13 protein-coding genes and 1 tRNA gene are annotated in these 11,045 nt (G+C 40.0%); 10 read left to right on the forward strand and 4 right to left on the reverse strand.

From position 1 onward, the window contains the following. Positions 1-3 precede the first annotated feature (3 nt). Complete coding sequence (locus tag G498_RS0107380; RefSeq protein ID WP_026980592.1) at positions 4-693, forward strand: head GIN domain-containing protein; 690 nt, start codon at positions 4-6, stop codon at positions 691-693. A 38-nt stretch (positions 694-731) separates the two neighbouring features. Further along, entirely contained in the window at positions 732-1,421 is a 690-nt protein-coding gene (locus G498_RS0107385; protein WP_026980593.1) for a LysE family translocator, read from the forward strand. Positions 1,422-1,524: 103 nt separating this feature from the next. Here the strand turns inward: G498_RS0107385 and G498_RS0107390 are convergent. Next, a tRNA-Cys gene (locus G498_RS0107390) sits at positions 1,525-1,595 on the reverse strand. A 58-nt stretch (positions 1,596-1,653) separates the two neighbouring features. Further along, positions 1,654-2,013 (reverse strand): dihydroneopterin aldolase, encoded by a 360-nt coding sequence (folB, locus tag G498_RS0107395; RefSeq protein WP_026980594.1) that lies wholly within the window; start codon positions 2,011-2,013, stop codon positions 1,654-1,656. Between the two features lie 119 nt (positions 2,014-2,132). Between folB and G498_RS0107400 the strand changes: the two genes are divergently transcribed. The 4 genes from G498_RS0107400 to G498_RS0107415 all read left to right on the forward strand — a co-directional run bounded on the left by G498_RS0107400 (position 2,133) and on the right by G498_RS0107415 (position 5,445). Continuing rightward, positions 2,133-4,232, forward strand: a complete 2,100-nt coding sequence (locus G498_RS0107400; protein WP_026980595.1) for a glutamine--tRNA ligase/YqeY domain fusion protein — start codon at positions 2,133-2,135, stop codon at positions 4,230-4,232. A 301-nt stretch (positions 4,233-4,533) separates the two neighbouring features. Further along, positions 4,534-4,851 carry a YtxH domain-containing protein gene (locus G498_RS0107405; protein ID WP_026980596.1) on the forward strand — a complete coding sequence of 106 codons (318 nt, stop codon included), beginning with the start codon at positions 4,534-4,536 and terminating at the stop codon, positions 4,849-4,851. Between the two features lie 2 nt (positions 4,852-4,853). After that, complete coding sequence (locus G498_RS0107410) at positions 4,854-5,207, forward strand: competence protein (RefSeq protein ID WP_026980597.1); 354 nt, start codon at positions 4,854-4,856, stop codon at positions 5,205-5,207. 1 nt (position 5,208) lies between these two features. Continuing rightward, complete coding sequence (locus tag G498_RS0107415; protein ID WP_026980598.1) at positions 5,209-5,445, forward strand: DUF6327 family protein; 237 nt, start codon at positions 5,209-5,211, stop codon at positions 5,443-5,445. Between the two features lie 31 nt (positions 5,446-5,476). Here G498_RS0107415 and G498_RS0107420 read toward each other — a convergent pair whose 3' ends face one another. Then, positions 5,477-6,451, reverse strand: a complete 975-nt coding sequence (locus G498_RS0107420; protein WP_026980599.1) for an SPFH domain-containing protein — start codon at positions 6,449-6,451, stop codon at positions 5,477-5,479. A 102-nt stretch (positions 6,452-6,553) separates the two neighbouring features. On the opposite strand from G498_RS0107420, the gene G498_RS0107425 reads away from it, so the two are divergent. From G498_RS0107425 to G498_RS0107440, 4 genes are all read left to right on the forward strand, one after another. Then, the gene (locus tag G498_RS0107425) at positions 6,554-7,207 is read left to right on the forward strand and encodes a porin family protein (RefSeq protein WP_026980600.1); all 654 of its coding nucleotides are present in this window, start codon (positions 6,554-6,556) and stop codon (positions 7,205-7,207) included. A gap of 85 nt (positions 7,208-7,292) precedes the next feature. Beyond that, a complete protein-coding gene (locus G498_RS0107430) occupies positions 7,293-8,204 on the forward strand; it encodes a hypothetical protein (RefSeq protein WP_026980601.1) in 912 nt (303 codons plus the stop codon). Between the two features lie 61 nt (positions 8,205-8,265). Next, entirely contained in the window at positions 8,266-8,916 is a 651-nt protein-coding gene (locus tag G498_RS0107435; protein WP_026980602.1) for a hypothetical protein, read from the forward strand. 6 nt (positions 8,917-8,922) lie between these two features. Continuing rightward, complete coding sequence (locus G498_RS0107440; protein WP_026980603.1) at positions 8,923-9,288, forward strand: hypothetical protein; 366 nt, start codon at positions 8,923-8,925, stop codon at positions 9,286-9,288. A gap of 36 nt (positions 9,289-9,324) precedes the next feature. Here the strand turns inward: G498_RS0107440 and gltX are convergent, their stop codons facing one another. Further along, complete coding sequence (gene gltX, locus G498_RS0107445) at positions 9,325-10,836, reverse strand: glutamate--tRNA ligase (RefSeq protein WP_026980604.1); 1,512 nt, start codon at positions 10,834-10,836, stop codon at positions 9,325-9,327. Between the last annotated feature and the right edge of the window lie 209 nt (positions 10,837-11,045).

Below are 11,045 nucleotides of genomic sequence, written 5' to 3' on the forward strand. Positions count from 1 at the left end.
CGTATGAAACAAATAGTGATTGCTTTGCTTTTAGTAGCACAATTAGGTTTTTCACAAAAGAAAAGTACCCGAAACGTGGGCGATTTTACCGTGGTAAAAGCCTTTGATAAGATTTCCGTCCAACTCATCCAGAGCACCGAAACCAAAGTGGAATTGTCGGGCGACCGCAGCGATGAAGTGGAACTGGTCAATAAAAACGGGGAATTAAAAATCCGCATGCCGTTAAAAGGATTGCTGAAAGGCGAAGAAGTAACCGCCATCGTTTACTTTAAAAGACTGGAAGGCGTGGAAGCCAGCGAAGGCGCTTATGTTTCCAGCCCGGCGGTTTTCAATGCCGTGGATTTCAACGTCAACGCCAAAGAAGGGGCCGAAATCCGTCTGACTTTGGATGCCAAAAGAGTTACCGTGAAAGCGTCTTCCGGAGCGATGGTGCGTTTAAACGGTAAGGCCCAGAATCAGGATATTGTGGTGTCCGGCGGCGGAACGGTTAAAGCGAGCAGTCTGGAAGGAGAACAAACCGTTGTAGTTATAAACGCCGGTGGAGAAGCCGATGTAACCGCGTCCGAATTGGTCGATGCCAAAACAAGAGCCGGCGGAACCATTACGATTTACGGCAATCCGCGTCAGATCAATCAGAAAACGGTGGCCGGCGGAAACATCCGTCAGCACAACCTGCCTAAAAACGACAATTAAATTTAAAATTCTATATTTGTAAGCATAACTTCTGCTGCATGATTGAAGACATCCTCACCGGAATTCCGCTCGGGTTTTTCCTGAGTTTTATGATAGGCCCCGTTTTTTTCGTACTCATTGAAACCAGTATCACCAAAGGTTTCCGTGCGGCCATGTCGTTTGATTTCGGAGTGGTTCTGGCTGATATTTTCTTTATTGCGGTGGCCTATTTCAGTAGTTACCGGCTGATTCAGAGCATTAAGGATGATCCGGCCCTGTTCATTTTCGGCGGGATTATTATGTTTACCTACGGGCTGATTACCTTTCTGAAACTACGAAAAGCCCACAGAAACATAGACACGGACGAAGAAGTGGCCGAGTTGATTAAAAAAGATTATCTGAGCCTCTTCATCAAAGGTTTTTTACTGAATTTCATCAACATCGGGGTATTGGGTTTCTGGCTGGCGATTATCATTGCCTTCGGACCGAAACTCGACATGGAAACCTCCCGTATGGCGGTTTTCTTTTCGGCAGTTTTGGGAGCCTATCTGTTTACGGACATCGGAAAAGTACTGTTAGCCAAGCAATTGCGACGTAAACTTACGCCCACCAACATCCTCAAAGTCAAAAAAGTAAGCAGTATTTTGTTGGTTATTTTCGGGCTGGTGCTGATGTTACAGGGCTGGTTTCCGAAAGAGAAAGAGTTTGTAAAAGAAACCCTGGAAAAAATAGAAGAAAAAGCACAATAACAGAAGCAGCCTTTACGGTTGCTTTTTTTATGGAGAACCGGAAGGCCTGAAACCCAGACTGCTTAAAAACAAAAAAACCTCCAGGTTTCCCTGAAGGTTTCTGAGGCATCGAGCGGATTCGAACCGCTGTAGACGGTTTTGCAGACCGCTTCCTAGCCACTCGGACACGATGCCGTTGTTATGGACGGCAAATATAACAATAAATTTCAAATTCCAAATCGGAAATGCCAAATTAACTGCGGTATTCTTCGATTTGCACGGTAACTGCTTCAACATCACCACCTATAGGCGGATTCAGTTTGGAAACCCCAACAACAATTCGCGAAACCGCCGGAATCTCTTTAAAAATACGGGCAACAATGCGCTGTGCCACGTGCTCGAGTAATTTGGAACGGATGGCCATTTCTTCCACCACGATTTTGTTGAGATGGACGTAATCTACCGTGTCTGCCAATTTATCGGAAAAGGAAGATTTGCGCAAATCGGCTTTGATTTCCAGATCTACGGAATAATCGGAACCGATTTTGCTTTCCTCCACCAGACAACCGTGAAAGGAAAAGGTCCGGATGTTTTTTAATTTAATAACTCCCATGCTGTATGGATTCGTTTACATTTTACCCGATAAATGTACAAAAATTGCGCAGAACCCCATCGGCAATAACCGAAATAATCAACAAATTTGATACCTTTGCTTTCTCAATTTTTAGCAGCATGTCTACGAAAGAAAGATCCTTGAATTTTATAGAACAAATCATTGAAGAAGATTTAAAAAATGGTTTGTCCAACGATAAATTGCGTTTTCGTTTTCCGCCGGAACCAAACGGCTATCTGCACATCGGTCACGCCAGTGCAATCTGTCTGAATTTCGGTTTGGGCATCGATTACAACGCTCCCGTTAACCTGCGTTTTGACGACACTAATCCTGCCAAAGAAGAGCAGGAATACGTAGATGCCATCAAACGCGATGTGGAATGGCTGGGCTTCAAGTGGGCTAACGAATGTTACGCCTCCGATTATTTCCAGCAGTTGTACGACTGGGCCGTAGAACTCATCAAAAAAGGAAAAGCGTATGTAGACAGCCAGACTTCGGAAGAAATGGCCCAACAAAAAGGAACGCCAACCCAGGCCGGAACCGAAAGTCCGTACCGCAACAGATCCGTAGCAGAAAACTTAGACCTGTTCGAACGCATGAAAAACGGCGAATTCGAAGAAGGTACCCATATTTTGCGCGCTAAAATCGACATGGCTTCCCCAAATATGATCATGCGGGATCCGATCATGTACCGTATTTTACACAAACACCATCACAGAACCGGCGACAAATGGTGCGTCTATCCGATGTACGACTGGGCGCACGGGGAAAGTGATTATTTAGAGCAGGTTTCCCACTCGTTCTGTACGCTGGAGTTTTTACCGCACCGCGAACTGTACGACTGGTTTTTGGATAACATTTACGACGATAAAAAAGTGCGTCCGAAACAGCGCGAGTTTGCCCGTAGAAATTTATCGCATACGGTAGTTTCCAAACGCAAATTGCTGCAACTGGTTCAGGAAGGGCACGTTAACGGTTGGGACGATCCGAGAATGAGTACGATTTCCGGAATGCGTCGTCGCGGGTATACGCCGATGGCCATCCGAAATTTTGCCGAAACCATCGGGATTGCGAAACGCGACAACCTGATTGATGTTTCCCTGCTGGAATTCTGCGTGCGCGAAGATCTTAATAAAATTACACCGCGCGTGATGGCGGTAATCGATCCGGTGAAACTGGTGATTACCAATTATCCGGAAAGCAAAACCGAATGGCTCGAAGCGGAAAACAATCCGGAAGAAGAAGTGATGACCTACCGTCAGGTGCCGTTTTCCAAAGAATTGTACATCGAAAGAGAAGACTTTCTGGAAGAGGCGAGCAGCAAGTTTTTCCGTTTGACCTTAGGGAAAGAAGTGCGTTTGAAAAATGCGTACATCATCAAAGGGGAAAGCGTGATTAAAGACGCGGAAGGAAAAATTACCGAAATCCACGCGACCTACGACGAAGACAGCCGAAGTGGAAGCGGAAGTGAAGCCAGCAACCGCAAAGTGTCCGGAACCATTCACTGGGTATCGGCCGCACATGCGGTAAAAGCGGAAATCCGTCTGTACGACCGTTTGTTCCTGGACGAATCGCCGGATACGCACAAGGATAAAAACTTCCTGGATTTCGTGAATCCAAATTCCTTAAAAGTGGTTACCGGATTTGTGGAACCCAGCCTGACAACGGCTAAAGAAGGCGATAAATTCCAGTTTCAGCGCGTGGGCTATTTCTGTGTGGACCGCGACAGTACGCCGGAACATCTGGTCTTCAACAAAACCGTGGATCTGAAAGATTCCTGGGAAGAAAAAGGAAAAAAAGAGGAAAATACCATCAACAATTCGTTGAAGGAAATCAATAAATATTTCAAAGTTACCACAGACGAAGAAAGAGCCGCTATTGAAAAAACGATCGGAGAGAACCTTAAAACCGTTTCGAATTACAGCTTGCTGCAAAATTCGCTGAAGAAAAACATCAACAACAACAAGGCGTCGTTGCTGTTTTCCAATTGGGTGCTGAAATATTCGGACACTCTTAAAGCGTCGGATGTGGAAACGGAACTGTTGCACAAATTGTACAACATGTCGCTGAAAAGTGAATCGCCGTTTGTGCGTTTGGAAGTGCTTCAGAATCTGAAAAAGGACAACGTTAATTCTGAACTGTTCAAAACCCAGTTTTCCGAAATGAAAACAACCGAAAAAAACGAAGCGGTTTTAAAAACACTTTCCGAATTGGCGTAAAGAATACGTATAGTTTTTAGTAATACAAAATCCGCTTCACCGCGGATTTTTTTATTATTTATATTTCTTATTTTGTTTGTAATTACAATAATTTATATCTATTAAGATTGGCTTTTATATTTTACTTTATTTTTGTTTACTTTTTTAAACAACCTAATCGTGTGGTACTATAAAAAATCTTGCTTTAAATCGCTTTAAAATCAATTTTAAGATTTTTAAGCGTTTTATTAACTAGAAATTAACGGGAAGACGTTTTTGGAATTCGTAAGTTTATAATTATGAATCCCAAAAAACTAAAATCATGGCAAGCAACGCAGAAAAAACACTGTTGACACTTTTAGCCGGTGCAGCAGTAGGAGCAGGCTTAGGAATTTTGTTTGCTCCGGATAAAGGATCGGTAACCCGAAAAAGAATCAAAGACGGTTTCGAACACGAAAAAGAACGCTTAGGCGAAATCGCCGATAATATCAAAAATAAATTTTCACGACACAAACACGATATCGAATCGGAGTTTGAAGACATGTTGTCGCACACCCATTCCAAAAGAGAAGAAGTCATCGCCACCTTAGAGAAAAAACTGGCCGAATTAAAACGTCAGGCCACCACCGCTAAAAATTAAGTATGCCTTTGGAAAAGCTAAAAGAAAACGCGGCAGCAATCCAGGAAAACGTAAAAGCAGCCGCAGAAAGCACCATTGCGTATTACAAACTCTGGGGCTTCAAAATAGCCACAAAAGCAACCTTTATGCTCTTTAAAATGCTTTTGTTGGCCGTTTTCTTTATGATGGCCGTCTTGTTCTTTTCCCTTGCTTTAGCACTGTATTTAGGGGAACAGTATCAGAATACGGCGCTGGGTTTTTTGATCGTGGGAGGAATTTACTTTGTCTTCGGAATCCTTGTCTGGCTGCTGAAAGACAAAATTGGAGAGCGCACTGTTTTAAAGAAATTTTCGGAGGTATTTTTTAATGACGACTGATATGGGTGCAAAAGTGTATTCCTCGTACAAGGAAATAGACCGGGATCTGGAAATTCTGAAACTCCAGAAAGAACTTGATTATGAAAAATTATCACTATCGGTAGAAAAAACCGTAGACGATGTAACGCCGGGAAGCATGCTGCAGCACGTTTTAGGGAATGTGGGTACCCTTGCGAACAAATACGATTTGCTTCAGAAGATTATCATTCCCTTCCTGATACGACGGTTTATGAAATAAAAAAGAGGTCTTTAAGACCTCTTTTGCTGTATTATGCATTAGTGCTGTCGTCAATTCCAAAATCCTCATTAGCCTGTTGGGATTTATTCGATTTTTTGGACGCTCCCGCTTTTTTCATGGCTTCGCCCACCTGATTGCTCGCGGCAAACGAAACTACCATATTGTTTAACATATCGCTGGCCGCCTGGGGCGAGTTCGGCAATAAAATCAAGTTCGAATTCGCATCGGCACCTACGGCCTGTAAGGTATCATAATGTTGGGTTACCACAATTAAAGCCGAAGCTTCCTGAGAGTTGATCCCCACCTCGTTCAACTGATTTACGGATTCTACCAAACCGCGTGCAATTTCGCGACGCTGATCGGCTATACCTTGTCCTTGTAAACGTTTGCTTTCCGCTTCGGCTTTCGCTTTGGCTACAATTCGGATGCGTTGGGCTTCCGCTTCATATTCGGCAGCCGTTTTTTCACGGTCGGCGGCATTAATTCGGTTCATGGCGTGTTTTACCTGCGTGTCCGGATCGATGTCGGTTACCAGGGTATTGATAATGTCGTAGCCGTAGGTCATCATCGCTTCATTTAATTCGCGTTTTACGGCGATGGCGATATCGTCTTTACGAACGAAAACGTCGTCCAGAATCAATTTCGGCACTTCGGCACGCACCACGTCAAAGACATAGGAAGTAATCTGGTCGTGCGGGTATTCCAGTTTGTAAAAAGCATCGTACACTTTTTCCTGAATCACTTTAAACTGTACGGAAACTTTCATCTTTACGAAAACGTTGTCTTTGGTTTTGGTTTCAATCACCACATCCAACTGTTGAATGCGCAAATTTACCCGGCCGGCAATACGATCAAACACCGGAATTTTTAACTGAAGGCCCGATTGACGAATGCTGTTAAATTTCCCGAAACGCTCTACTACCACAGCCGTTTGCTGTTTCACGGTAAAAAAAGAGGCGAACAAAAGAAAAAGTCCTAAGACAATAAAAATTGGAAAAGTGATCATAGAAAATAGTTTAATGATTTTATAAGATTATACGGAAGTTGTTACAAATTGTTACATTTTTTTTGAAATTAAGTTTACATTTGCGCAAATTTTACAGCACTCATGAAAAAATTAACACTGGTAATCGTTAGCTTATGGTCGTTACTTTCCTCAGCACAACACGGTTACAGAGACGGCAACCGCATCGGAATATACGCCGGCGTCAACCAAACTTCATTGTTCACCTCCGATTTTAATACCAAACCGGAATTAGGGTGGTCTGCCGGGATGCAGGTACGCGGGAATTACTACAATAACTTCAGCATGATTTTCGGGATGCAGTTTTCGGAAAACAATTTTTCAGTGGAAACTACATCTCCGCTTTTACAAAAACAAGAAGTAAAACACAAAATCATGGGGGCACAAATTCGTTTGTTGCTCAGTTATAATGTGGTGAAAGACCATGTTTCCATCGATTTCGGACCCGTGCTTCAGGTAAACGACAAACTGAAAACCGACAGCAAATACAAAGACAATCTGGTTACCGGAACCCTTTTAACGGTGGATCAAATCAAAGATGTGACCAAACTGAACGGTAATCTTTATTTTGGCATTTCTGCCGGAAGCAAAAGAGTACGCGCACTGCTTAATTACCAATACGGTGTGAACAACTTCTTAAACAACTTGAATAAAAAAGACGAATTGAAAACCTTAAACGGAGGCGAATTCAAAGGCAATCTAGGGATTCTGACCGGTCAGGTTTTATTTAATTTGTAAAAATAATTTTATAAAAAAATATAAAAAGCCAAAATAATAAAATTATTTTGGCTTTTTAATTTATAACCTATTTATTAGTCTGTTTATGAAAAAACTTACTACTTTTTTACTACTGTTTATGACAATTTCGGCATTGGCACAAATTAAACTGCCTAAGAAAAAAGATTGGGAAATTGCCAATACCAAACCAATTATTGTATTGCAGTTACCTGATACTGATCCAAATGCTTCAGTATTTAACCCAAGTGTGAAAAAATATGTGGAACAGTATTTTGGAGCCTCCCGAATATCCCAATACTTACAACCTAAAGAATTTGACAAGGCCACCAAGAAAAATAAAGAAGATTTTATCTTTATTGGTTATAAATACAATAAAGCTGGATCTAATTGGTTCACACAAATTTTTTTAGGAATAACAGATGTCGCTTTTATGGTAAATGGAGGTTATTTAGCAACTGTAAATTATAGTGATAAGTCAAAATTTTTGAATTCTGAAGTTAAACAATTTACCGAAGCCGATGTGAAATTTGCCATTGCTTCCTTTAAAAACCAAATTGACTATGGCGTTTCTCAAGAAGATTTATCCTTTAAAGAAATGAGAGAAAATGCCGGTAAAACTCCTGTTGAATTGAATCCTAAAGTAAAAGAACTGAAAGATTTAACGTTACTAATTGATAAAAATCTTGTAAAAGAAAAATTTATCAACGCTTTTTCAGCTTCTTACAAATACAAATTTGAATTTGTGGAAAGCAGCCGAATTGAACAAGCAATTTTAAACCATGAAAAAAATATAGCTTTTGTTTATGAGTATTCTCAACCTACAGCCAGAGGAGGTTATGTAACCTCACTTTATATTTACAAAGGGGATGATTTATCAAACCTGTTTACCTATCTGCCTGATAAATCTACGGGAATTGGTTTTATAGACTTAGTAAAAGGTTTAAGTTCCAATGAAGGTAAAGAATATGCTACCACTTTAAATGAATCCATAAAATAACAAAAAAACGTCTCAAATTAGTTTTTGATACGACTTCTTTTAAAATTTGACTATTTTTTCTATGAAAAAACTACTGTATTCATTTTTTTTTATGTTTATGGGGATAAACTCATATTCTCAAAACGAATATATTATTGACAAAAAAGGAGAAAAAATCATTATTGACAATGGATCTACACAAATGAGTTCAATTGGAAGTGATAAAACTAATAGTTTATTTACTCTCATTTATTATGAACAAAATGGTAAGAAAAAAAATATTAATTTTTTAGATGTAAAGGAAGCTAGGTATGGAGATTATAAGATTGATACTTATAAATTAGCCTTTGATAAAGAATTTCCATACTTTACTCTTATGGAACTTAATGGTCTAAAATTAGTTCATTTTTCGAAATCAAAGTTAAATAATTTTGTATACATCATTGACAATAATAATAATGTTATTGAAGATTTAAGTTTCAACAAAAGAAAACATAAAGGTGAAGCGCTTGATAATAAAAAAAGAGTTGATACTATCTTAAGAAAATATTTTGGACAATGTGATGAATTCATAAGAAGATTAGATCGTTACAAATACAACAATGCTGTTGCAGAATATAAATCAAAATTTCTTCAAAAAATTTATAAACCAAATGAAACTGACACCAATGAAGAATATAACAATTTAGATAATTTTTTCGATAATCCTCTTTTACAAGAATGCATAAATTAATTTACTATGAAAAATAAAATTTTACTATTTATTCTTCCATTTTTATTTAGTGTTAGCTCTTTTTCACAAGAATATAAAATTGAAAGTGCATTCTATAAAGGTGAAGGCAGAGAATTAATTTTTCCATATGAAGGAACTATTAAAATAACTGAAAATAAATTCATTATGGATACCAATGTTCTATTTTTAGACGCTGTTATTTTTAAAGATGTTAAAGGAAATTCAAAAATTCAATATCAAAATTTAGAATATACAATAGAGGTCATTGAAGAGTCTGGCGTTTTTGATAAAAAAAAATATGATGTGAAAATTATCACAAAAACAAAAGATATAATTGGAGGTACTAAATGTGAATACTATTGTACTAGATAAAAAGAAAAACGCTCCTGTTACGGAGCGTTTTTCTTTTTATAAACTGCTGATCGCCTGCTGCAATCGCTTAATTGTTTCCTCTTTTCCAAGCATTTCCACGATATCAAAAAGGTGTGGACCTTTCAAAGCACCCACCAGACTCAAACGGAACGGCTGCATCACTTTGCCCATGCCTATTTCGTTTTTCGTCATCCAGTCTTTTACAACCGTTTCGATGTTTAAAGACGTGAAATCGCCTATGTTTTCCAAGACGGAAATCAGTTCCTGCATTAAGTGCGGTGTTTCTTCTTTCCAGTTTTTAGCTGCTTTTTCATCGTAAGCCGTTGGTGCTGTGAAGAAGAAATCGGATAACTCGTAAAAATCGGTTACGAAAGTGGCGCGTTCTTTGACCAAACTTACTACTTTGGTAACATAGGTTTTATCGGCTGTAATCCCTTTTTCCGCTAATATCGGAAGGAATTTCTCCGCTAACGATGCATTAGATTGCAATTTAAGATAATGCTGGTTGAACCATTTGTTTTTCTCCGGGTCAAATTTCGCTCCGGCTTTGTGCACGCGGTTCAAATCGAATTTCTGTACCAATTCATCCAACGAAAACAATTCCTGATCGGTGCCATCGTTCCAGCCCAATAAAGCTAAAAAGTTAACAACCGCTTCCGGAAAGAACCCTTTTTCGCGGTAGCCGGAAGATTTTTCACCCGAAACCGGATCCGTCCAATCTAGCGGAAACACCGGGAATCCTAATTTATCGCCGTCGCGTTTGGAGAGTTTTCCGTTGCCCACCGGTTTTAAAATTAACGGCAAATGCGCAAATTCCGGTGCTTCCCAACCGAAAGCTTTGTACAGCAATTCGTGAAGCGGAAGCGAAGGCAACCATTCTTCCCCGCGGATAACATGAGACGTTTCCATTAAATGGTCGTCTACGATATTCGCCAGGTGATAGGTGGGCATGCCGTCACTTTTGAACAATACTTTATCATCTAATAAATTAGTGTCGAATTTGATCTCGCCGCGGATGATGTCTTTCAGATGCAGGGTTTCGTTCACCGGCGTTTTGAAACGAATTACGTATTCTTCGCCGTTGGCAATGCGTTCGGCTACTTTTTCCGCGGATACTGTTAGCGAATTGTCCAACTGTTCGCGAACGCTGTGGTTGTAAATAAAGGTTTTTCCGGTTTCTTCCGCATTTTTGCGCAACTGATCCAAATCTTCTGCCGTATCAAACGCATAGTACGCCCAACCGGACCGAAGCAACTGATCGGCGTACTGTTTGTACAACGCTTTGCGCTCACTCTGACGGTACGGTCCGAATTTTTCGTTTTTTCCTACGGTTTCATCGGGTGCAATTCCCAGCCATTCCAGAGCTTCCATGATATACGCTTCGGCACCGGGCACAAAGCGGTTTTGGTCGGTATCTTCGATGCGTACATAAAAAACACCGTTATTTTTTTTGGCAAACAGATAATTAAACAAAGCGGTACGGACACCGCCTATATGTAAAGGTCCTGTCGGACTGGGTGCAAAACGCACGCGAACCGGTTTTGACATAGTGCTAAAATTTTTTGCAAAGATACTTTTAAGTTTACAGATTTCCGGTTTGCCGGGTTCAGTTTTTTACGTTTCTTTTTACACTATTGACAATTGTTGATAACGTTAAGCTTTCTGTAAACACTTTAATTTAAGAACATTACAGGAACTTTAGCCCTGTCATCATTTTTAATTTGTTAATAAAAAACCACTCACTAATAGGAACTTTT

It is taken from the genome of Flavobacterium suncheonense GH29-5 = DSM 17707 (genome assembly GCF_000430025.1).
Classification (GTDB): Bacteria; Bacteroidota; Bacteroidia; order Flavobacteriales; family Flavobacteriaceae; genus Flavobacterium; species Flavobacterium suncheonense.

What these genes read in the sequence shown, in the direction of transcription:
- G498_RS0107380 (WP_026980592.1), top strand. Translation starts at nt 4, where the DNA reads ATGAAACAAATAGTGATTGCTTTGCTTTTAGTAGCACAATTAGGTTTT.
- G498_RS0107385 (WP_026980593.1), top strand. Translation starts at nt 732, where the DNA reads ATGATTGAAGACATCCTCACCGGAATTCCGCTCGGGTTTTTCCTGAGT.
- gltX (WP_026980604.1), bottom strand. Translation starts at nt 10,836, where the DNA reads ATGTCAAAACCGGTTCGCGTGCGTTTTGCACCCAGTCCGACAGGACCT.
- G498_RS0107425 (WP_026980600.1), top strand. Translation starts at nt 6,554, where the DNA reads ATGAAAAAATTAACACTGGTAATCGTTAGCTTATGGTCGTTACTTTCC.
- G498_RS0107410 (WP_026980597.1), top strand. Translation starts at nt 4,854, where the DNA reads ATGCCTTTGGAAAAGCTAAAAGAAAACGCGGCAGCAATCCAGGAAAAC.
- G498_RS0107415 (WP_026980598.1), top strand. Translation starts at nt 5,209, where the DNA reads ATGGGTGCAAAAGTGTATTCCTCGTACAAGGAAATAGACCGGGATCTG.
- G498_RS0107420 (WP_026980599.1), bottom strand. Translation starts at nt 6,451, where the DNA reads ATGATCACTTTTCCAATTTTTATTGTCTTAGGACTTTTTCTTTTGTTC.
- G498_RS0107400 (WP_026980595.1), top strand. Translation starts at nt 2,133, where the DNA reads ATGTCTACGAAAGAAAGATCCTTGAATTTTATAGAACAAATCATTGAA.
- folB (WP_026980594.1), bottom strand. Translation starts at nt 2,013, where the DNA reads ATGGGAGTTATTAAATTAAAAAACATCCGGACCTTTTCCTTTCACGGT.
- G498_RS0107430 (WP_026980601.1), top strand. Translation starts at nt 7,293, where the DNA reads ATGAAAAAACTTACTACTTTTTTACTACTGTTTATGACAATTTCGGCA.
- G498_RS0107440 (WP_026980603.1), top strand. Translation starts at nt 8,923, where the DNA reads ATGAAAAATAAAATTTTACTATTTATTCTTCCATTTTTATTTAGTGTT.
- G498_RS0107435 (WP_026980602.1), top strand. Translation starts at nt 8,266, where the DNA reads ATGAAAAAACTACTGTATTCATTTTTTTTTATGTTTATGGGGATAAAC.
- G498_RS0107405 (WP_026980596.1), top strand. Translation starts at nt 4,534, where the DNA reads ATGGCAAGCAACGCAGAAAAAACACTGTTGACACTTTTAGCCGGTGCA.